Below are 21,623 nucleotides of genomic sequence, written 5' to 3'. Positions count from 1 at the left end.
TTACTTGTTGTTTGTTAATTATTACATTCTTTCAGGAACCTGAATTCCTAATAAATTGAATGCTGATTTTATCGTGTCAGCTACTTTTTTAGACAACTGAACTCTAAATACTTTTTTATCTTGATTTTCTTCTCCTAAAATTGATACGTTTTGATAGAATGAATTGAATTCTTTTACCAAATCATATGTGTAATTAGCGATTACTGCAGGTGAGTAATTATTTGCTGCTTGCTGAATTACTTCAGGATACAATTCTAATTGCTTAATTAATTCTTTTTCTTTCTCGTGTAATTCTACAGAGACAGGAGCAGAGTAATCAAAGTCAGATTTACGTAAGATAGATTGAATCCTTGCAAAGGTATATTGTATGAACGGACCTGTATTTCCTTGGAAATCTACCGATGCTTGTGGATCAAACAAGATTCTCTTTTTGGGGTCTACCTTTAAAATAAAGTACTTCAAAGCTCCTAATCCTATAATTTTATACAATTCCTCTTTCTCTTCGTTTGAATACCCTTCTAACTTCCCTAATTCTTGAGAAATTTCACGAGCAGTGTTCGTCATTTCATGCATTAAATCGTCGGCGTCAACTACGGTTCCTTCACGAGACTTCATTTTCCCTGAAGGTAAATCTACCATTCCGTAACTTAAATGGAATAATTGTTTAGCCCAAGAGTATCCTAATTTTTGTAAGATTAAGAACAATACTTTAAAGTGGTAATCCTGTTCGTTACCTACGGTATACACCATTCCGTTTACATCAGGAAAATCTTTAGAACGTTGAATGGCAGTTCCAATATCTTGCGTCATGTATACTGAAGTTCCATCCGAACGTAACACTAGTTTTTCGTCTAGTCCTTCGTCAGTTAAATCACACCAAACAGAACCATCTTCTTTTTTGAAGAAAACTCTATTTTTAAGACCTTCTTCAATAATATCTTTTCCTAATAAATAAGTATTGCTTTCGTAGTATAATTTGTCAAAGTTAACACCGATGTTTTCATAAGTTACGTCGAAACCTTTGTATACCCATCCATTCATCATTTCCCAAAGGGCAACAACGTCTTTATCTCCTGCTTCCCATTTACGTAGCATTTCTTGTGCTTCTAAAAATAATGGAGCTTGTTTTTTAGCATCGTCCTCAGAAACTCCTTCAGCAACTAACTCAGAAATTTCTTTTTTATACTCTTGGTCGAATTTTACATAGTAACTTCCAACCAGTTTATCACCTTTTAATCCTGTAGTTTTAGGAGTTTCACCGTTTCCATACTTTTCCCAAGCCAACATCGACTTACAAATATGGATACCACGATCATTAATAATTTGTGTTTTGTAAACTTTATGTCCTGCTGCTTTTAAAATTTCAGCAACCGAATATCCTAATAGCACATTACGAACGTGCCCTAAGTGTAAAGGCTTGTTTGTGTTTGGAGAAGAATACTCTACCATACGAGCATCTGTTTCATCTTCTTTTACAAAACCGTAGGTCGCATCAGCTGCAATTTCATTAAAAAAGTTCACGTAAAAAGAGTCATCAACTACCAAGTTTAAAAAACCTTTTACAACATTGTAGTTAGTAATTTCGTTGATGTTCTCAACTAAATACTTACCTAAATCTTCACCAATTTGAACAGGATTTCCTTTTTTGTATCGTAGTAATGGGAAGACAACAACAGTAATGTCTCCTTCAAAATCTTTACGGGTTGCTTGAAATTCTACACTTGGAATTTCTACATCATACAAGGCTAAAAATCCTTCTTTTACTTTCGTTTCTATTAACGATTGAATATTCATTGGTTCTTTTTAATTGTCGCACAAAATTAGTGTTTTTAATTTTTTCTTCCCACGATTTACCATAGGATTTTTTAAGACACAATAATGTTAGACTTCAAAGGTGCTTTCGTACCTTTGCGCTATGGATAAAGACCTTGAGAACTTACCAAAATTAGCAAAAGACGCTTTACAAGAAAATAAGAAGTATTTTCAACGATTAAAGAGAAGAACACCCAAACGTTTGGATTTATTGATGCAGGAGTTGCATGAAGAAGAATTTGGACGTACGGATTGTTTAGAATGTGCAAATTGTTGTAAAACGACTTCACCGATATTTACCGAAAAGGATGTAGAGCGTATTGCGAAGCATCTAAAAATGAAAGTGATTGATTTTACAAATCAATACTTACAAAGAGACGAAGATAATTTTATGGTACTACAATCGGCACCATGTACTTTTTTAGATGAGCGAGATAATACTTGTTTTATTTATGATGTTCGCCCGAAAGCTTGTTCTGAGTATCCACATACCAATCGAAAAAAGTTTATTCAAATAGCGGATTTAACTATTAAAAACACAGAGGTTTGTCCTGCTACGTATAGAATAGTAGAGGAACTAAAAAAACGTTTACCACAATCGGGAAGTTCTAAAAAATAAGTTATTATGGATATTTTTTCTATTTTTAGGAAAAATATATCATAGTGGAAACTCTTATACATTATTTTGAAACCATTCCTTCTAGTCACAGAAGTATTATTTTAGTAGGCGGAATAACCTTTTTTTGGTTATTGGAGGGCGCTGTGCCTTTATTTGGTTTTAAGTACAATAAATGGAAACATGCATGGCCTAACTTGTTTTTTACAGGTACTACCATAATTATCAATTTTGCACTGGCTTTTCTTTTACTAAAAACTGCAGATTGGGTACAAGCGAATGATTTTGGATTGATTAATTGGCTTCCTAAAATGCCATTATGGTTGTACGTGTTATTAGGAGTTTTGTGTTTAGATTTCTTTGGAGCATATCTGGCACACTTAGTAGAACACAAAGTAAAACCTTTATGGATGGTGCATTTAGTGCACCATTCTGATCATAAGGTAGATACAACTACTGCAAACAGGCATCATCCAATAGAAAGTGTAATCCGTTTTACATTTACATTACTAGGTGTTTTTTTGGTAGGAACACCAATAGGTATAATTATGCTATATCAATCTATGTCGTTAGTGTTTACACAACTAACACATGCTAACATTAAAATGCCTAAGAAATTAGACAAAGTATTAAGTTACGTTATTGTTTCACCTGACATGCATAAAGTACACCACCATAATATATTACCTTATACCGATTCTAACTACGGGAATATTTTTTCTATTTGGGATCGATTATTAGGAACGTACATGGAGCTGGACAGAGAAAAAATAGTGTATGGAGTAGATACGTTTCCGGATGAAGAAAAAAACTCAAGTTTAAAGGAGCTACTTAAGCAGCCTTTTCAAGGATACCGTAAACCAACTAATTTAGGGTAATTATAAAAGAATAAAAAAGAAACGAGCCTAGGCTCGTTTCTTTTTTATTCTATCCTGCTTTTATAGGTGTTCCTTGAGAATCTATTACGTTTGGTGTACAAACAATACCATCGCCTGATACATCAATACTTGATTGATAATTGTCGCTTGTTCCAACTGCAGAATCCCAACATAAGTATGGATAAATTTCATTGTTTTCGTTTGTACCTCCTTTAATTTCTTTTTGATTTAAAGTGTTCAACTCTAAAACACCACTTAGCTTTAAAATCTTTTTTAACATAATTTTTATTTTGATTTATAAGTTGGTAAAACTATACATGAAAGGCAAGAGAAAATTTAGGTTTTAGACTGTATTTAATAAAGGAATAAACACTTTATTTATATAGGAAATAAATTAATGTACTTAGCAACACTAGGAAAGATAGATTAAAAGTAGTTTTACCTAAAGGGTGATTTTCCTGTGATGTAAATAATTGTTATCCTGATTGTTATGTTTTGTTTTTCGTGTATATTTGAGTCTGTAATTAACCCCGAAAACTATTATTTTATGAAACGACTACAAAACTTTGTACTTGTAGGTATCGCTTTTATGATGCTACAAGCATGTCAAAAAGAAGACACTACAAATGAATTATTAAACGACAAAAACTTAGAGGTAAAACAAGCTCGTATGCACAACCCACCATGGGTATATGTAATGGATTGGCGCTTTAGTAGAGGAACTTGTACTACAGGTCCAGGAGTATGTTTTAAAAACGATTATGGAGATATACTTGTATATGGAAATGCAAGTTCAGGCTCATCAGAAGAAGTAAAAGAAACTTTTTCAAAACTTATGGAAGGAAATAATGATGAAGATAATGGAGTGATAGCATTTAGAAATGAAGGCGAGTCAGTACGATTAGTGTTTTCAAGAAGTTTAGAAGAAGAAGGTTTCATTATTTCAGAAGATGTAACTCTAAGAGAAGAAGTTGCAACAAAGTTAGACAAAACGAATATTACTTTACAAGCAGGTAAATACGTTGTAGATTATTCACGTTTTAAGAACGGAGAGGTTTTAATACCTGTAAAAAATTAAAAAACTAACTAATCAAACTAATAAACTCTTAGCAAAAGACTAAGAGTTTCAAAAAATAAGAAAAAATGAAAAAACAAAATTTTTTATGGATAGCAGTGATGTGCTTTACATTGCTTTTTAGCTGCCAAAGCGAAAGTATAATTGAAAATGAATCGAAAAATGAAGAAGCAAAATTAGCTAAAGAAAATGTAGTAACTATTAATCACACTTATGATTATTACGGCAAACAATTTAAGGTGTCTTATGTATATAATGAAGAAAGCGGAGAGGTAGTTAATGCTGAAGGAGATGTGAATCTTGCTCAAGAAATCTTTGGAGATGAAGAAAGAGCTCCAAAATCATTATTTTTTGATAACCCAAAAGAAGGAAGTACTGATATTCAAGTTAAGGTTTTTGATAATGGAGAAGACTTACAAGAATATGGAGCGAAAGTAGCTGAAAATTTCCCTGGAGATCAAGTAGGTACTGAAGGTAGAGCTGCTAAATGTGATAGCTATGATGTGTATGGGTCAGGAAGATTTTATTTCTACAAACACGCTTATTATAACACATATATGAGCGGAATGAGTAGAATGAATCGCTATTATTATAGAGATCATTGGGTAGGAAGTGGCTATAACGATCAGTTATCTTCTTTAATTGTAACAAAACCTTCATATAGAAAAGCTGTAGTATACTTATATCAACATTCTTGTTATGGAGGAAAAGTAATAGGATTCTATCAAGGAACAGGATACACAGGTTTTGGAATAGCTAACCTTAAATGGTATACTATGTCAGGCTGGTGGTTCTGGAGAAAATCTTGGAACGATCAGGTTTCATCTACTAAAGGATGGGCATGGTAATAAAATAAACTACAACTATTTCGTTGTTTGTAAAATAATAAAAGAACCTCAGAAGATTTTTCTTCTGAGGTTTTATAATTGTTTTTGGTTTTTCTGTTTCTCTATTAGCTCCAATATTTTTTTACCTCTAGCTTTACAACCTTTACTTTCATGAATTATTTTAGTACGAATTAGATGTTCTAACTCAGGGAGAACCCAGTTTTTTTGTAAACCAAATAAGTACAAAGTACTCATAGTATAAGCTTTTACAGCTATTTTTTGATCAGTAATCAACCAATCGAATCCAGTTTCAATAATCAAATCGATATCAGTTTCGGTTAATTGTTTTTTTATTTTATTGGTCGTTTTTGAGGTAAAAGCTGTTGCTAAATGCTCACAAATTTTAGCACAAGGTCTTACAGCACTATCAAAATGTACTCTCGAAATATTTTTTGTAAAAATAGCTAAGAAAGGTGTAATATGTTCAATTCCATTATGTGTACAAATCCATTCCAATACCCAAGCAGCTTTAATAGATAGTTTATTATCAATATCAAAAGTAATATCGACTAAATATTTTACTAATTCAGGTTGTGTCAATACAATATTTGCAGCGTTATTTCTGTTTACTCTAGCAGGGTTATCAACATTTTCTAACACAGAAATTAAAAATTCAATACTCATATTGGTATGGTTTATGTAAATTTGAAATGTAAAAGAAATTATAGCATGATAAATATAAAAAGGATATTTTCAACAGGACTTTTATTATCAGTCTTTTTTACAATGGCTGCACAAACACAAAAAATTAATCAGTTTGATGCAAATGGTAAAAGAGATGGAGTATGGAAAAAGTATTATAACAATAATAAAAATAAAATAAGATACTCAGGCGAATTTAAAAATGGAAAAGAGGTAGGAACATTTAATTTTTACGAGCCTAACTCTTACGGAGTGCCTTCTATGACTAAAGAGTTTTCTGTAAAGTCAGATAGTGCTTTTGTGCAATTCTTTACTCCAAAAGGAAAAGTAAAAACAAAAGGATGGATGATTGGAAAAAAACGAGTAGGAAAGTGGACGTATTATTTTTCTGATGGAAAACTTTTTTCAGAAGAAGAATATGTTGATGGTAAATTAGACGGTGTGCTAAAAAACTACTATAGAAATGGTAAATTAACCGAAGAGAGTATTTATAAAGATGGTAAGAAAAATGGACTTTCTAAGGTTTTTACTGAAGAAGGAGTGATGATTGAAGAATTATATTATGTTGATGGTAAATTAGAAGGAGAAGGAAAATACTACGATTTAAAAGGGGATTTGAAAGAAAAAGGGATGTATAAAAATGGTAAAAGAGACGGTAAATGGCAATTTTACATGGATGGAGAAGTTGTTACCGATAAGAGAAAAAAAGAAGCGTTTTCAATTCCTAAAAATTAAACTCTAGATATAGAGAATTTAAATAAGATTCTAAAATAAGGTAATAAACTAAGCCATATCAGGGTCCATCAATTTTAGTAATGAAGTCATCAATTATTTCCATCATAAAAATGTTTATTATTTCGTAAATTTGCGGCTTCAAAAGTATAAAATGGAAAGAGTAGTAGTAGGACTTTCAGGAGGAGTAGATAGTAGTGTAACTGCTTATTTATTAAAAGAGCAAGGTTACGAAGTTATTGGCTTATTTATGAAAAATTGGCACGACGATTCCGTAACCATTTCTAATGAATGTCCGTGGTTAGAAGATAGCAATGATGCCATGATTGTTGCAGAAAAATTAGGAATCCCTTTTCAAACAGTTGATTTAAGCGAACAATACAAAGAACGTATTGTTGATTATATGTTTAACGAATACGAAAAAGGTCGTACACCTAATCCAGATGTATTATGTAATCGAGAAATTAAGTTTGATGTGTTTATGGACATAGCATTAAGTTTAGGAGCCGATTATGTAGCTACAGGACATTATTGTAGAAAAGCAGAAGAAATTATTGATGGAAAACCTGTATACAAGTTATTAGCAGGAAAAGATACCAATAAAGATCAGTCATACTTTTTATGTCAATTATCACAAGAACAATTGTCTAAAGCATTGTTCCCTATTGGAGAATTGACAAAACCAGAAGTTCGTGAAATAGCAAAAGAAGCAGATTTAATTACAGCTGATAAAAAAGATAGTCAAGGACTATGTTTTATTGGAAAAGTAAGACTTCCCGACTTTTTACAACAAAAACTACAACCTAAAGAAGGAGATATTGTTCGAATTCCAGATGAATTTGAGCAGTACAATCGTCCAGTTCCAGAATTTGAGAATAAAGAAGCAGAGTTAGAATATTTTTCAACGAAATTCTCTTACAATAACGAGGATGGAAAAGTAGTAGGAAAACATCAAGGGGCACATTATTTTACAAAAGGTCAACGTAAAGGTTTAGCAGTTGGAGGAACCAAAGAACCACTATTTGTAATTGAAACAGATGTAGATACCAACGTTATTTATACAGGGGAAGGAAAAAATCACCAAGGATTGTATCGAAGTGTGTTATTTGTGTCAAATGAAGAACTACACTGGGTACGTGAAGATGTAGCTTTACAAACTGGTGAATCTATGGAGGTAGAAGCACGTATTCGTTACCGACAACCATTAGAAAAAGCTACTTTATATAAAGTTGATAACGGAATTTATGTAGAGTTTGAAAATTCACAATCAGCTATTCAAGAAGGGCAGTTTGTTGCTTGGTATAGAAATGAAGAACTATTAGGTTCTGGTGTAATTTCGTAACTTTTTCACACATAAAAACATAAACATATAACCTCGATTTTTTCGAGGTTTTTTTGTGCTTCATACTTAATGATTGTACATTTACGCTATGCAAGACAGAATTACCAAATTATTTAATATACAATATCCAATTGTTCAAGGAGGAATGATTTGGGTTTCAGGATGGAAGCTAGCTTCAGCAGTGTCAAATGCAGGTGGATTAGGATTAATTGGAGCAGGATCTATGTATCCAGAAGTACTTCGTGAACACATTCAAAAATGTAAAAAAGCAACGGATAAGCCTTTTGGGGTAAATGTGCCAATGTTATATCCTGATATTGAAAAAATCATGGATATTATTGTTGAAGAAGGTGTGAAAATTGTGTTTACTTCCGCAGGGAATCCAAAAACCTGGACCTCTTTTTTAAAGGAAAAAGGAATTACAGTAGTTCATGTGGTGAGTTCAGTAAAATTTGCCTTAAAAGCAGAAGCGGCTGGAGTAGATGCTGTGGTATGCGAAGGTTTTGAAGCAGGAGGTCATAACGGACGTGAAGAAACCACTACGTTTACGTTAATTCCTATGGTAAAGGAACAAGTTAAAATACCTGTCATAGCTGCAGGAGGAGTAGGCTCAGGTAGAGGAATGTTAGCAGCAATGGTGTTAGGAGCAGATGGAGTGCAAATAGGAAGTCGTTTTGCTGCGACTATAGAATCTTCAGCGCATGATAACTTCAAAAAAACAATTGTAGCCGTAAAGGATGGGGGGACACAACTAACGTTAAAGGAACTAGCTCCTGTACGTTTGGTAAAAAACAAATTCTTTCAAGAAGTTCAAGAATTATATCAACAAAACCCAACCATAGAACAATTAAAAGAATTGTTAGGGCGTGCACGAGCTAAAAGAGGTATGTTTGAAGGAAACTTGGACGATGGAGAACTAGAAATAGGTCAAGTAGCAGGGCTTATTCATGAAATTAAACCAGCAAAAGAAGTGTTAGAAGCAATTATAGAAGAGTATCAGCAAGTGAAAAAAGAGCAATTGTTTTAGGTAGTATTTTTTATTAGAAAAGTATAGTGGAAGGAGAGATTATCGATTTTATTAAGCTTAAGTTAGGTTATATTATATTGTTATAGATATATCCGAATCGTTTGATTTAATAGGGACAGATGGCTTAGATACAGAAACTTTTTTTTATGATTTTTAAAGGCATTTTAATGTTAATATGACAAGCTTCGAATTTGATAGATATTTTTCTGGTGAGGAACCATTTCATAAACTATTAAGAAATAAGTTTAAATTTTGGGGAAAGCAAAAACATTTTTCAATAAAACATTTGATAGAGGTTGTTGAGTGTAAGGAATGGTTTGATTCTGTCTAAGAATTAAGAATAGTTAGAATAATTACAGAAACTCTCAAAAACACAATATGAATAAAAGCCTAAGGTTTATTTTAACAATGCTTATTACAGGTGCTATAACTAGTTTTGTGTTTAATTTTAAAAATTTAGGGACAAATGAACGTGTTTTTAATAAGTGTAAAAGAGAGAAGTTTAAAGCCATCTTAATTGAAAAGCAAAAAACTAATCGAGTATATACTTTAAAATTAAAAAAGAAAGATGGTTCTTTTTTTGAGCCCAGATGTGGAGTTTCTGAAGAGTTATTTTTTTAGATATCTGTAGGTGATTCACTTGTAAAGAATGGAGAAGGTAATGAATGTTTTATTAAAACAAAAGAAAACGAAAGAATTAAGTTAAACTACATTAATAAGCAATAACATTTTATAAAAATAAATCTAATATCATCATCAACACTTTTTAGAACAAACAATTTTCTCTTTAATAATTTGAGCAACAGGTTTATTTTCAATCTTGCTTTCAAGCCACGAAAGGATGTCTAAATATAAAAAAGCTCTTTTTTCATAAGGGTGATTCTCATAAACCTTAAGGCGACTGTGTACTTTTTTTAACTCCTTTTTTATTTGATGAGGAAACACATCTCCCAAGGCTTTTATAGAAGAAATAAACTCTTTCTGGACCTCTTGTAAATTTTCCATTTTAAGTAAAAAACGATAGGTGTCTTTAAATTGTCGCTCCAAATCATAATCCAATCCACACTCGTAATGAGCAATTAAAGAAAGCACTCTAGCAAAACACTGTAAGTCGTTAGCGACTTGAATATTTTTAGGTTTAATTATTTTATTTAAATACAAAATACACTCTTTGTTTTTACCCATACCAAAGTATAAACAAGCAATTTTATAGTAAAATACGACGATATGATGATTATCAAGACGATCCTTATAACTATTAATCTTATCATTAATAATAGCCACTAAATATTCACCCTCAGAAAAACTACCCTCTAAGAAGTGTAAGTGCAATTTGTTAGCATAATAATATAGAAAAGTTAAGATTTCAGTATTGTTATTTTGCGGAATACTTTTCTCTTTAATTTCCTCTTCAAAAGCAGAAAGCTCTTCTTTAAACTTATCATAATGCTTTATAAAAAATAAGCTCTCTAATAAGTAGTTCTTTCCTTTTAAATAAAAAACAGGATGTAAAGAAATATTCTTAGTATCATGCTTAAATAAATCTACCCATTTATTAGCATATTTATAACTCTGTAAAAAATCTTGCGTTAAAAAGCTGTGCCACAAATGTGCTTTGTATAACCATAACTTTTCTCTAAACCCCAAGTTTTCATATGTATATTCAGGAAGTTTTGAATAAAAATAAGTATTCACTCGTTGTAATTCCTCATCATTTTTTACATAACCATTTTTCAATAAAGTTCCGTATAGTTGTATCGACAAGTTTGATAATTTACTGGCGATAACATTTTGCATGCTAAGTCCTTTCGCTTGGATAGTTAACTCGTCAGAACGTGTATCAATACTTCGGGTTATGTATTGACTTTCAATAACCTTTTCTAGCTCAACAATTTCATAGGCAACATTTTTTTCTTCATTTTCAACTGCCATGTTTTTAGCCTTATCAAGCAGTTTTAAACTCTGTTTGTATAGCCCTTTTTGATATAAAACCGTAGCAAAATCTAACTGCTCACGTATTTGAATTCTAATATTTTTATGAGCAGGATTCATACGAAGACTAGTTAGTATTTGCTTGTATAAATGTGCTTTTAAGTTAGATAATTGTTGTTTGCTGACCACACCGCTATCTATAATAGCCTTTTCGTTATAACTTTTCTGTTTTTCAAGCAATTTAAAAAGTGCAAAAAATTTAGCGTCTACATTACCCCCTAAACGACCAACATATAAATTAAACTGACGCTTTTCTGACTTCGATAAAGACTTTATCAAAACAAACAACGCGTCATTTTGTTGATTGGAGAATGTAATTTGTTTACGCATAACTTTTTGTTTTTCAGTGTGTTGTTTTTGTTTTTTGTTGTTTTGATATCGTAACTAACCCGTTAAAAAAGAGCTTGATAGAAAAGCCAATATATACATTTGGTTTTTATTTTGACAATCATATTTAGATTTATGCAAAGCGATAAAATTCAAATTTTCGATACCACATTACGAGACGGAGAGCAAGTCCCAGGATGTAAATTAGATACCCAACAAAAGCTAGTTATTGCCGAAAGACTCGACTTCTTAGGAGTTGATGTAATTGAGGCAGGTTTTCCTGTATCGAGTCCAGGAGACTTTACATCAGTACAAGAAATAGCCAAATTGGTTAAAAATGCTGCTGTTTGTGGATTAACAAGAGCCATAAAAAAAGATATTGAAATAGCTGCAGATGCTTTAAAATTTGCTAATAAGCCTAGAATACATACAGGTATTGGTACTAGTGATTCACATATTCAGTATAAATTCAATGCTTCGAAAAAAGAAGTAATTAGACGAGCAAAAGAGGCAGTTTTATATGCTAAAAATTTTGTAGACGATGTAGAGTTTTATGCAGAAGACGCCGGTAGAACTGACAATGCTTTTTTAGCTAAAGTTTGTGAAGAAGTTATAAAATCAGGAGCAACAGTGTTGAATATTCCTGATACTACAGGATATTGTTTGCCTGAAGAATATGGAACAAAAATAAAATACCTGAAAGACAACGTAAAAGGCATTGAAAATGTAATTATTTCTTGCCATTGCCATAACGATTTAGGCTTAGCTACAGCAAACTCTATTGCAGGAGCTGTTAATGGCGCGCGTCAAATAGAGTGTACTGTCAACGGAATAGGAGAGCGTGCAGGAAATACAGCTTTAGAGGAAGTGGTAATGATTTTAAAGCAGCATCCATACTTAAACCTTCAAACAGATATTAACACCAAGTTACTGTATGATACAAGTATGATGGTTCGTGAACGTATGGGAATGCCTGTGCAACCTAACAAGGCTATTGTAGGGGCAAACGCTTTTGCGCATAGCTCAGGAATTCATCAAGATGGAGTAATTAAGAACCGTGAAACCTATGAAATTATCAATCCAGCAGATGTAGGTGTAATCGAAAGTGCTATTGTATTAACTGCAAGAAGCGGAAGAGCAGCTTTGGCGTATCGTGCAAAAAAGATAGGGTACGAGTTAACTAAAATTCAGTTAGATACAGCTTATAAAACGTTCTTACAGTTTGCTGATAGACAAAAAGAAGTAATCGATGAAGACATTCATCAGATTATGAAACAAGTTAATAAAATTTCAAAAATAGCCATAGCTTAATGGGAAAGACATTATTTGATAAAGTATGGGATGCGCATGTAGTAGATACTGTTAAAGACGGACCACAAATTTTATATATAGACAAACACCTAATTCACGAAGTAACCAGTCCGCAAGCATTTAATGAGTTAAAAGAACGTAATATTCCAATTGCTCGACCTGATAAAACAGTTGCAACTGCCGATCATAATACGCCAACCGTAAATCAACATTTACCAATAAAGGATGAATTATCAAGAAATCAATTAGAGCAGTTAACAAAAAACTGTAAGGAAAACAATATCACTTTATACGGATTAGGACATCGATATAACGGAATTGTACACGTAATGGCTCCTGAGTTAGGGATAACACAACCAGGGATGACCATGGTTTGTGGAGATAGCCATACGTCAACACATGGTGCTTTTGGTACTATTGCCTTTGGTATCGGTACAAGTCAAGTAGCCCAAGTATTTGCAAGTCAATGCCTGTTGTTAGAAAAACCTAAAAGTTTGCGTGTAACTGTAAACGGTAAGTTGAAAAAAGGAGTATTGCCTAAAGATGTAATCTTGTATATCATAGCACAATTAGGGACAAATTCAGGTACAGGATATTTTTGTGAATATGCAGGAAATGTATTTGAAGAAATGTCTATGGAAGGACGAATGACCGTATGTAATATGAGTATCGAAATGGGAGCAAGAGGAGGTATGATTGCTCCTGATGAAACCACTTTTGAATATGTAAAAGGACGTGAGTTTGCACCAAAAGGAGACGAGTTTGATAACAAAGTAGCTTATTGGAAAACATTAAAGACTGATAAAAGTGGAAAATTTGATAAAGAATACACTTTTAAGGCAGAAGACATAGAACCAATGCTTACTTATGGAACCAACCCAGGAATGGGTATAAAAATTTCAGAGAACATTCCCCAATTTAATGATGCTTCCTTTGAAAAGTCGTTACAGTATATGAACTTTAAAAAAGGAACATCATTAATTAATACACCCGTTAACTATGTATTTATAGGAAGTTGTACAAACTCTAGGATAGAAGATTTTAGAGTAGCAGCAAACTATATAAAAGGAAAGCAAAAAGCAGCGAATGTAAATGCGTGGTTGGTACCAGGTTCACAGCAAGTAGCAAAACAGATAAAACGAGAAGGTTTACAAGAAGTTTTTGAAGCTGCGGGATTTCAATTAAGACAACCAGGTTGTTCAGCATGTTTAGCAATGAATGACGATAAAATACCAGAAGGAGAATACTGTGTGTCAACCTCAAATAGAAACTTTGAAGGGCGTCAAGGGCAAGGAGCGAGAACCATTTTAGCAAGTCCATTAATGGCAGCAGCTACGGCAGTAGAAGGGAAAATTACTGACTTTACAAAACAATTAAACTAATGGAGAAATTTGTTAAACTAATAGACACCGCAGTACCGTTACCAACAGAGAATATAGATACAGATCAAATTATACCTGCTCGTTTTTTAAAGTCAACCAATAAAGAAGGATTTGGAGACAATGTTTTTAGAGATTGGCGCTACAAAAAAAATGGTAGTTTAAATAAAGACTTTGTGCTAAACAATACAAATTATGCAGGAAGTATTTTAATAGCAGGAAATAACTTTGGTTGTGGTTCAAGTAGAGAACATGCTGCATGGGCATTAGCAGGTTATGGCTTTAAAGTAGTAATCAGTAGTTTTTTTGCGGATATATTTAAAGGAAACGCCCTCAATAACGGAATATTACCAGTACAAGTTCCCAAAGAATATTTAACAAATTTGTTGAAGAAAGTAACAGAATTACCTGATACAACCATTATAGTCGATTTAGAAAATCAAAAACTTAAAACACCAGTTGGTAATGTAGATTTTGAAATCAATCCATACAAAAAGCTATGTATGATAAATGGTTATGACGATATAGATTTTCTAATTAGTAAAAAAGATACAATAACAGCTTTCGAAGCAACAATGATATAAAAAGTAAAAAGATGAAGTATAATATTACAATAATACCAGGAGATGGAATTGGACCTGAGGTAACAGAACAGGCAAAAAAAGTGCTTAAAGCTGTTGGTAATGTATTTGACCATACATTTTTATTTACAGAAACATTAATGGGTGCTTGTGCTATTGATAAAACAGGAAACCCGTTACCAGAAGAAACTATTGAGCTATGTAAAAAGAGTGATGCTATTTTATTTGGAGCCATTGGAGATCCAAAATATGATAATGATCCTACAGCAAAAGTACGTCCAGAGCAAGGGTTGTTAAGTTTACGAAAAGAGTTAGGGCTGTTCTGTAATGTACGCCCAGTAAAAGCATATGATACCTTAATTCACAATTCACCATTAAAGAAAGATAGAATTGAAGGAACAGATATTGTTATTTATAGAGAATTGACTGGAGGAATTTATTTTGGGATTAAAGAGTTAAGTGATGACGGAAAGCATGCTTTTGATGGTTGCTCTTATACAGTTGAAGAAATTGATCGAATGGCACATTTAGCTTTTCAAGCAGCTCAAAAAAGACGAAAAAAACTAACATTGGTAGATAAAGCTAATGTATTAGAAACGTCAAGGTTATGGCGCAAAGCAGTAACAGCATTGGCAACACAATATCCAGATGTTGAACTAGATTTCTTATTTGTAGATAATGCTGCAATGCAATTAATTTTAAACCCAAAACAGTTTGATGTAATACTAACAGAAAATCTTTTTGGAGACATTCTTTCAGACGAAGCAAGTGTTATAGGAGGTTCTATAGGTTTGTTAGCCTCAGCTTCAGTAGGAAAAGAAAATGCGTTGTTTGAGCCTATTCATGGATCTTTTCCACAAGCAAAAGGGAAAGATATTGCAAATCCACTAGCATCAATACTATCATCAGCGTTATTATTAAAACACTTAGGGCTACATGCTGAAGCAGATACAATAGAGAGTGCTGTTCAAAAATCATTAGAATTAGGAATAACTACAGAAGATATCAATTCAGAAAACCCGTTTTCCACTAGTAAAGTAGGAGATTTTATAGCAGATTATATCTATAATCAAGAAGATAGTGATATGAACTTCCAAAATATACATATGGGGCAAAGTACTATTATATAAGTAGTAAAAGCTATAAATAATTAAGCAAACTTCCTTTAACTATCATGGTTAAAGGAAGTTTTGTTTGTAAGTCGTTGTTAACTTGTTTGTTAGTTGTTTAAAATCACCCTTTATTGTTAAATATTTAATACTTTATGATTTTTATGTTTAAATATTCTTTTTTTTAACATTTTTTTAAGTTTTGTTTTAAGTATTTAAATCTAAAGTGTAGATTTACAGCGAATTATAAAACCCTTCATATCATGAAAAAAACAAAGTTAGTCCTAATTATGGGCTTGTCAGTAGGTGTATTTTTCACCTCATGTTCAAGTGAAAACGAACAAATTAAAGAGTCAGATGCTATACTGCAATATAGCGATAATCCAGGGCTCAAACCTGTACCTCAAGAGGTTGTTGATGCTGCAGCTAAATTGGAGTTAAATGTAGATCATATTCGTTATGATAATTTTTACTTTCCTGACGGAACTTCAGAAGTGCGATTATTTTTAGAAGAAGATGTAGTAATGACAGAACAAGAGCTATTCACTTTAGCAAAAGCTAAGGACAAAAATCAATCTGGACGTCAATACTCAACCAATAATCTAGTATCTCAAGGTAGAAATATTTCTATTATTGGCTATACAGGTGGTGGTGGATACGGTCTTTCTAGTAAAGAGCAAACAGCACTTCAATGGGCAGTAGATAATTACAATAATCTAAGTGGAGTGTCTATTAGTTTTACATTAAGTTTTGGTACCAACTATGATACTAAAGATATGGTAGTATACCGTAATCCAAGTTCTTCTGGTTCTGGTGGTAGTGCTGGTTTTCCAAGTGGAGGTTTACCTTATAAGTGGGTGCAAATCTACGGATTATCAGGATACTCAACGAATGTAAACGAGCATGTTATTACACATGAAATAGGACATTCAGTAGGGTTTAGACATACTGATTGGTTTAGCCGTCAAAGTTGTGGACAAAATAGTAATGAAGGTTCTGCTGGTGTTGGTGCTAACCATGTATCAGGTACCCCAACAGGATACGATTCAACATCAGTTATGTTAGCTTGCTTTAGTTCTAATGAAGATGGAGAGTTTAATGGTAACGATATTACAGCATTACAAAACATGTACTAAGAAATAACTAACCTTAATACATTATTTTATAAACCACCGGTTTTTAATCGGTGGTTTTTTATCTTTATACTACATGCGTAAAAATCTTAGCTACAATTTTCCAATCATTCCTTATTTTAGTTATAGATAGGTAGTCGTAGTAATTGTAACCCAACATAGGTACATGTAACTTTACCATGGCAATTTTCCCCATAATATCAACTCCTACGATTTTCATGTTAAAAGTCTCTTTTAAATCATTTGGACTTTGTCTATTAGCAACACCATCAATATAATCTTCAGAACTTTTAAAATAATCTGCCCCTTTAATATCTCCATAAATAGGAGTATTGTTATGAAAGCATGCTTTAAGTTTTTCAGTATCTCCATAAAAAATAACCTCAAAGTAGTTCGTTACTAAAAGTTCTATCTCTTTTATATTTTCTTTATACATCTTTTTATTTTTTAAATAGCATGACCAACGGTGTGTCCACCTGCCACATTCATAGTTTCTCCTGTAACAAAATTTGAAAAAGCTAAATAGTAAGCAGCTTCAGCAATATCAGTTACCTCACCAATACGGTTTAACAAGTGTAACCCAGCTAAACTATCAGCATCTTCAATGCCTATTTTATTTTGTAACGGACTTCTAATAATACCTGGAGCAATAGTATTTACTTTAATATTATCATTTCCAAATTCAGCAGCGAGTTGTCTGGTTAAGGCGTGAATTGCGCCTTTGCTCATTAAAGGAGCAGTAGCAGGGAAACCAGCAATAGCATGATCTACCAAAACGGTTCCTATATTTATAATAGCTCCATTTTTTTGTTTTATCATACTAGGAATAACAGCCTGAGAAGCAAAGTAAGTTCCTTTTAAATTTACATTCCAATACAACTCTAAATCACTTTCTTCAACCTCTAAAAAAGGCTTAGGAGCAAAGATTCCAGCATTGTTAATTAACACATCTATAGCGTTAAACTTTTCCAAAGCCAAGGCTACTAATCGCTTACTTGTTTCCTGTTTACTAATGTCTCCAACAAGAAATGCTGCGTTTGAAGGACTTCCTACTTCTTTATAAGCATTTCGTAAATTTTCTTCGTTAGAAGCATTCATTACCACATTGCATCCTTTTTCTATAAAAAGTTTAGCAATTTCTTTACCAATACCCGTTGAAGCTCCTGTAATAATTACGGTTTTATTTTTCATGAGTCTTATTTTTAGTTCCTAAGTATTGTTTACCATCATGTCCCCAATTACCCATAGGAACTTCTTCAATAACGATATGGGTAGTTGCAGGGTTTTTCTGAAGCACATCAACTAAAAGTTGTGTAGTTCCTTCAATAAGTTGACGTTTTTGTTCTTGAGTTACTTGTTCGTCAGTAATCTTAATATTTACAAAAGGCATAATAATATGTTTTAAAATTATGCTACAAAGTTGCGATGCAAGCACAACTCTACACAGGAGCTATGTCACATATTTAAAGTGATGTATGTCACATACAAATAATAAGAAATACTAAAACTAAGAATTAAGTCTGCTAAGAGTTTCTCTAGAAACCCCTAAATAAGCAGCAATCATTTTTTTAGGAACGCGTTGAAAAAGGGTAGGGTATTGTTCTAAAAGTTGGTCGTATCGTTCTTTTGCAGAATTTTGTAAGAGCGATACAATTCTTTTTTGAAGAGCTATTCTGCCCATTTTACTTTTTTTAGCCCAAAAACGTTCTATTTTGTGCATAGTTGCAGTTAACTTATCACGGTTTTCATAAGTGATATACAATAGCTCACAATCTTCTATACAGTTAATGGCTGTTTTTGCAGGCAGTTGTTTTACGAACGACTCATAGTCGGTAATCCACCAGTTTTCCATAGCGAACTGAAGAATATGTTCTTTACCGCTATCCTCAATAAAATAACTTTTTACACAACCTTTAACCACCCAGTATTCTTTGTTGGCAGTTTCGCCTTCTTGTAGTAGGTATTGATGTTTACGCTTAGTAACAGGTTGAAAAAAACTTAGGATATAAGCAAATTCCTCATCAGTTAGAGGTATAATCTCTTCAATATGCTGTCGTAAAGGATGTGTCATTAAGGCTATACTTTTTTTTCTGTATGCAAATATACTTGTAAAGTAAGTAGTATTTAGAAAATGTTTTTGTGCATCGTCATTACAGAAATGACGCAAACTAATAGCAAACCGTCATTCCGAACAGTAGTGAGGAATCTTATTAAAAGGAGTAACTCTTATTGTAAGTGTTACTACCCAAAAAGGATTCAAAAGGAAAAGTAAATAATTTAAAAATCAATATGATGAAGTACTATTTAATTGAAAACAAGTTAACCGATGAAATTAACTACTCAGCACGCGTATTAACAGAGCGTACTATTAATCAAGATGAATTGATTGATAAAATGTTGAGCAAACGTAACCTAGTGAGTAAAACCGATATTGTGGCGGTGCTTAACTCTTACTATGAAGAAATTATCGAGTCGATAGAAGACGGTGATAACATTAACCTACCTTTACTAAATATTGGGTACTCTATTTCTGGGGTTTTTGATACCGAGGAAGATGGTTTTAATCCTGAAACTCATAAGCTACACGTAAATCTTAATAGCGGAAAGTTAATCAACGAAATTAAAGACGATATTCCGCTACAAAAAGTAACTGCTCCTATTACCAACACGGTTATTAATAATTTAAAAGATATTACCTCTGCAACTACGAATACCACCTTATCTGCCAACGGATTGTTTGAGCTGAATGGTTTGCGTTTAAAGGTTGCGGGTGACTTACCTGAGGTTGGTTTGTATTTTGTTGCCGAAGACGGTACCGAAACCAAAGTGTCTTATTTAGCTCAAAACAGCTATAAGAAGATTATTGGTCAAGCTCCTGCCCTTGCTGCGGGTAACTATCGTGTTAGAATTAAAACGCAGGCTACTTCTAGTGCTGATCGATTTTTAAAGGATATTATGATAGCTGAGTCTACATATACTCTTACTGTATCGTAACACTATACAGTAGTATCGAGTGACTTCATACAGTAGTGTATGAAGGTTAATACAAAATCTAATACCATAAAAAGTACGAGCATATGCTCGTACTTTTTTTATATTTCTTACCTAGTTATAAGTATCGTAGCCAGAGAGAAAAGCCGTAAAACTCAGTGTAACTAAACCTTGAAGTTTTTAATTGAGTTTTGTTGTATCTCGGTTCGCAATAACGTGTAATTAATTACTCTTAGCCTTAATAAAATCAGAAATTAAGTAGCTAATGTATTTTCCTACTTGCCCGTTAGCTATTTCATCTTTAACAACTGCTGGGGCTCCCTCACAAATGTGTAAATAGGAAGCATTTTGTAGCTTTCCAAAATAATGTGTAAATCTACGTGCTTGCTGTGGTGTAAATCCGCTAGGTGTCATGGCACTACTAGGAAAGTGTTGCACACAATCCAAATCGATTTCGATACCAAAAGGAGTATTTTCTATAAAATTTTCAGCACGTTGTAATTCGCCTTTAAAAGAAGTAGTGTGATACACTTCTAACTCTTCAAACGTATTATACTCTAAGTTTAAACTATCATGAATCATTTCAAACACATATTGAGGCGTGTAGTTTTCATGCAACCCGAACATAAAGTAATTTTGAATAAAGCCTTCTTGTAAGGCGTACGAAAATCCGTTACCACTATGACGCTCTTCCAAACGACGTAAATCGGTATGCGCATCTAAATTAATCACATTTACAGGTTGCTCCTTTCCTTCAGAAAGCCCTTTAATATTTCCGTAAGCATTGTTGTGTCCACCACCGATGATAATAGGTGTTTTTCCGCTTTTAACAATGATTTTGATAAGCTTAGAAAGCTCTTTATCTATTGCTTTTACTAATAAATCACCTTTTTCTCTGTCAGAAACATCAAAACTATATACATCGTCCAAACAATCTAAATAGCCTAACACTAGGATGTCTTTTCCATCAATAAATTGGTTTTTTTGCGTGTTTAAAAACGATTTTAAAGCAGGAACAAAAGCAGTGTGCGCACCACCATTTCCGCCATTCATACGAACACCAATATCTTCTGGAACCCCTAAAATAACAAAAGAAGCAGAGGAGTTTTTAAGTTCTGATTGTAGGTCTTTTTTAGAGTCGATAACCGCAACGCACTCGCCTAATTTTGTTTCGCCTTCACGTGGCGCAACAAACTCTTGTATGTCTTTTTCGTTGAATATTGTTAGCATATTGTTGTATTGTCATTCCTGCGTAGGCAGGAATCTTTTTGTTAGTTATACCAGTTTTTAGCTAAATCATCCCAATTAGGATTCTCTTTAATTACTAAGTTTATTTTCCATGCTCTTTTCCATTTTTTCATGTTTTTCTCTCTTTTTATAGCTTCTTTAATAAATTGGTATTCTTCAAAGTAAATTAATTTATCCAGATTGTATTTAGAAGAAAAACCTTTTACAAGTTTGTTTTTATGTTCAAATATTCTTCTTTCAAGATTGTTAGTAACACCAATATATAAAACCCCATCTTTTTTATTAGTGATGATATAAATATAATATTGATGATTTGTTTTGTGCATCTTAAATATCCTCTAAGAGATTCCTGCCTATGCAGGAATGACAAACTTTGTTAAAACGTCATTTCGAACTGAAGTGCAACGAAAGAAGAAACCTAACGGTTTCCCGCCATCACTCGGAATTGTAAAGGTTAACTAATTCGTTGACAATTTTGGTTAAAAATATTAGGAGGCACACCATTTAAACTTTGGTGTGGTCTTTCTTGATTATAATAATA

24 protein-coding genes are annotated in these 21,623 nt (G+C 32.8%); 14 read left to right on the top strand and 10 right to left on the bottom strand.

All coding sequences use genetic code 11. The features are described 5' to 3' along the window. Nucleotides 1-21 precede the first annotated feature (21 nt). Entirely contained in the window at nucleotides 22-1,794 is a 1,773-nt protein-coding gene (gene argS / locus C7448_RS06980) for an arginine--tRNA ligase (RefSeq protein ID WP_115900658.1), read from the bottom strand. Between the two features lie 121 nt (nucleotides 1,795-1,915). On the opposite strand from argS, the gene C7448_RS06975 reads away from it, so the two are divergent. Then, on the top strand, nucleotides 1,916-2,431 hold the full coding sequence (locus C7448_RS06975) for a YkgJ family cysteine cluster protein (RefSeq protein ID WP_115900657.1): 516 nt from the start codon (nucleotides 1,916-1,918) through the stop codon (nucleotides 2,429-2,431). A gap of 44 nt (nucleotides 2,432-2,475) precedes the next feature. Next, nucleotides 2,476-3,306, top strand: a complete 831-nt coding sequence (locus C7448_RS06970) for a sterol desaturase family protein (RefSeq protein ID WP_115900656.1) — start codon at nucleotides 2,476-2,478, stop codon at nucleotides 3,304-3,306. Nucleotides 3,307-3,355: 49 nt separating this feature from the next. On the opposite strand, the gene C7448_RS06965 is transcribed toward C7448_RS06970, so the two are convergent. Next, nucleotides 3,356-3,586, bottom strand: coding sequence for a hypothetical protein (locus tag C7448_RS06965; RefSeq protein ID WP_115900655.1), 231 nt, complete (start codon nucleotides 3,584-3,586; stop codon nucleotides 3,356-3,358). 267 nt (nucleotides 3,587-3,853) lie between these two features. Between C7448_RS06965 and C7448_RS06960 the strand changes: the two genes are divergently transcribed. Together C7448_RS06960 and C7448_RS06955 are read left to right on the top strand one after the other, a co-directional pair. Continuing rightward, complete coding sequence (locus C7448_RS06960; RefSeq protein ID WP_115900654.1) at nucleotides 3,854-4,384, top strand: hypothetical protein; 531 nt, start codon at nucleotides 3,854-3,856, stop codon at nucleotides 4,382-4,384. Nucleotides 4,385-4,449: 65 nt separating this feature from the next. Continuing rightward, nucleotides 4,450-5,229: a hypothetical protein gene (locus C7448_RS06955; RefSeq protein WP_115900653.1), complete on the top strand. Its 780-nt coding sequence runs from the start codon at nucleotides 4,450-4,452 to the stop codon at nucleotides 5,227-5,229. A 72-nt stretch (nucleotides 5,230-5,301) separates the two neighbouring features. On the opposite strand, the gene C7448_RS06950 is transcribed toward C7448_RS06955, so the two are convergent. Beyond that, the gene (locus tag C7448_RS06950) at nucleotides 5,302-5,892 is read right to left on the bottom strand and encodes an adenylosuccinate lyase (RefSeq protein ID WP_115900652.1); all 591 of its coding nucleotides are present in this window, start codon (nucleotides 5,890-5,892) and stop codon (nucleotides 5,302-5,304) included. Between the two features lie 45 nt (nucleotides 5,893-5,937). On the opposite strand from C7448_RS06950, the gene C7448_RS06945 reads away from it, so the two are divergent. From C7448_RS06945 to C7448_RS06930, 4 genes are all read left to right on the top strand, one after another. Continuing rightward, the gene (locus C7448_RS06945) at nucleotides 5,938-6,645 is read left to right on the top strand and encodes a toxin-antitoxin system YwqK family antitoxin (RefSeq protein WP_245939445.1); all 708 of its coding nucleotides are present in this window, start codon (nucleotides 5,938-5,940) and stop codon (nucleotides 6,643-6,645) included. A gap of 88 nt (nucleotides 6,646-6,733) precedes the next feature. Then, complete coding sequence (gene mnmA, locus C7448_RS06940; RefSeq protein WP_262510983.1) at nucleotides 6,734-7,984, top strand: tRNA 2-thiouridine(34) synthase MnmA; 1,251 nt, start codon at nucleotides 6,734-6,736, stop codon at nucleotides 7,982-7,984. An 88-nt stretch (nucleotides 7,985-8,072) separates the two neighbouring features. After that, nucleotides 8,073-9,011, top strand: coding sequence for an NAD(P)H-dependent flavin oxidoreductase (locus tag C7448_RS06935; protein ID WP_115900649.1), 939 nt, complete (start codon nucleotides 8,073-8,075; stop codon nucleotides 9,009-9,011). Nucleotides 9,012-9,389: 378 nt separating this feature from the next. Then, the gene (locus C7448_RS06930; RefSeq protein WP_115900648.1) at nucleotides 9,390-9,632 is read left to right on the top strand and encodes a hypothetical protein; all 243 of its coding nucleotides are present in this window, start codon (nucleotides 9,390-9,392) and stop codon (nucleotides 9,630-9,632) included. A 135-nt stretch (nucleotides 9,633-9,767) separates the two neighbouring features. Here C7448_RS06930 and C7448_RS06925 read toward each other — a convergent pair whose 3' ends face one another. After that, nucleotides 9,768-11,333 (bottom strand): hypothetical protein, encoded by a 1,566-nt coding sequence (locus C7448_RS06925; protein WP_115900647.1) that lies wholly within the window; start codon nucleotides 11,331-11,333, stop codon nucleotides 9,768-9,770. Between the two features lie 132 nt (nucleotides 11,334-11,465). On the opposite strand from C7448_RS06925, the gene C7448_RS06920 reads away from it, so the two are divergent. The 5 genes from C7448_RS06920 (at nucleotide 11,466) to C7448_RS06900 (ending at nucleotide 16,846) form a co-directional block, all read left to right on the top strand. Beyond that, entirely contained in the window at nucleotides 11,466-12,641 is a 1,176-nt protein-coding gene (locus C7448_RS06920) for a 2-isopropylmalate synthase (RefSeq protein WP_115900646.1), read from the top strand. Further along, nucleotides 12,641-14,023 (top strand): 3-isopropylmalate dehydratase large subunit, encoded by a 1,383-nt coding sequence (gene leuC / locus C7448_RS06915; protein ID WP_115900645.1) that lies wholly within the window; start codon nucleotides 12,641-12,643, stop codon nucleotides 14,021-14,023. The genes C7448_RS06920 and leuC overlap by 1 nt, the downstream gene beginning before the upstream one ends. After that, the gene (gene leuD / locus C7448_RS06910; RefSeq protein WP_115900644.1) at nucleotides 14,023-14,604 is read left to right on the top strand and encodes a 3-isopropylmalate dehydratase small subunit; all 582 of its coding nucleotides are present in this window, start codon (nucleotides 14,023-14,025) and stop codon (nucleotides 14,602-14,604) included. The genes leuC and leuD overlap by 1 nt, the downstream gene beginning before the upstream one ends. An 11-nt stretch (nucleotides 14,605-14,615) precedes the next feature. Next, nucleotides 14,616-15,731 (top strand): 3-isopropylmalate dehydrogenase, encoded by a 1,116-nt coding sequence (gene leuB / locus C7448_RS06905; RefSeq protein ID WP_115900643.1) that lies wholly within the window; start codon nucleotides 14,616-14,618, stop codon nucleotides 15,729-15,731. A 242-nt stretch (nucleotides 15,732-15,973) separates the two neighbouring features. Beyond that, nucleotides 15,974-16,846 (top strand): M57 family metalloprotease, encoded by an 873-nt coding sequence (locus tag C7448_RS06900; protein ID WP_115900642.1) that lies wholly within the window; start codon nucleotides 15,974-15,976, stop codon nucleotides 16,844-16,846. A 64-nt stretch (nucleotides 16,847-16,910) separates the two neighbouring features. Here C7448_RS06900 and C7448_RS06895 read toward each other — a convergent pair whose 3' ends face one another. The 4 genes from C7448_RS06895 to C7448_RS06880 all read right to left on the bottom strand — a co-directional run bounded on the left by C7448_RS06895 (nucleotide 16,911) and on the right by C7448_RS06880 (nucleotide 18,914). Beyond that, nucleotides 16,911-17,279: a nuclear transport factor 2 family protein gene (locus tag C7448_RS06895; RefSeq protein ID WP_115900641.1), complete on the bottom strand. Its 369-nt coding sequence runs from the start codon at nucleotides 17,277-17,279 to the stop codon at nucleotides 16,911-16,913. Nucleotides 17,280-17,290: 11 nt separating this feature from the next. Continuing rightward, complete coding sequence (locus tag C7448_RS06890) at nucleotides 17,291-18,034, bottom strand: SDR family NAD(P)-dependent oxidoreductase (protein ID WP_115900640.1); 744 nt, start codon at nucleotides 18,032-18,034, stop codon at nucleotides 17,291-17,293. After that, nucleotides 18,024-18,233: a tautomerase family protein gene (locus tag C7448_RS06885; RefSeq protein ID WP_115900639.1), complete on the bottom strand. Its 210-nt coding sequence runs from the start codon at nucleotides 18,231-18,233 to the stop codon at nucleotides 18,024-18,026. The genes C7448_RS06890 and C7448_RS06885 overlap by 11 nt, the downstream gene beginning before the upstream one ends. Nucleotides 18,234-18,350: 117 nt before the next feature. Further along, nucleotides 18,351-18,914, bottom strand: coding sequence for a Crp/Fnr family transcriptional regulator (locus tag C7448_RS06880; protein ID WP_115900638.1), 564 nt, complete (start codon nucleotides 18,912-18,914; stop codon nucleotides 18,351-18,353). A 221-nt stretch (nucleotides 18,915-19,135) separates the two neighbouring features. On the opposite strand from C7448_RS06880, the gene C7448_RS06875 reads away from it, so the two are divergent. Beyond that, a complete protein-coding gene (locus tag C7448_RS06875) occupies nucleotides 19,136-19,837 on the top strand; it encodes a DNA-binding domain-containing protein (protein ID WP_170137011.1) in 702 nt (233 codons plus the stop codon). A gap of 219 nt (nucleotides 19,838-20,056) precedes the next feature. On the opposite strand, the gene C7448_RS06870 is transcribed toward C7448_RS06875, so the two are convergent. Both C7448_RS06870 and C7448_RS06865 read right to left on the bottom strand, forming a co-directional pair. Continuing rightward, nucleotides 20,057-21,064: a formimidoylglutamase gene (locus tag C7448_RS06870; RefSeq protein ID WP_115900636.1), complete on the bottom strand. Its 1,008-nt coding sequence runs from the start codon at nucleotides 21,062-21,064 to the stop codon at nucleotides 20,057-20,059. Nucleotides 21,065-21,105: 41 nt separating this feature from the next. Further along, a complete protein-coding gene (locus C7448_RS06865) occupies nucleotides 21,106-21,408 on the bottom strand; it encodes a GIY-YIG nuclease family protein (protein ID WP_115900635.1) in 303 nt (100 codons plus the stop codon). Nucleotides 21,409-21,623: the final 215 nt, after the last annotated feature.

It is taken from the genome of Tenacibaculum gallaicum (assembly GCF_003387615.1).
GTDB classification, from domain to species: domain Bacteria; phylum Bacteroidota; class Bacteroidia; order Flavobacteriales; family Flavobacteriaceae; genus Polaribacter; species Polaribacter gallaicus.
This window is presented reverse-complemented; position numbering and strand designations above follow the sequence as displayed.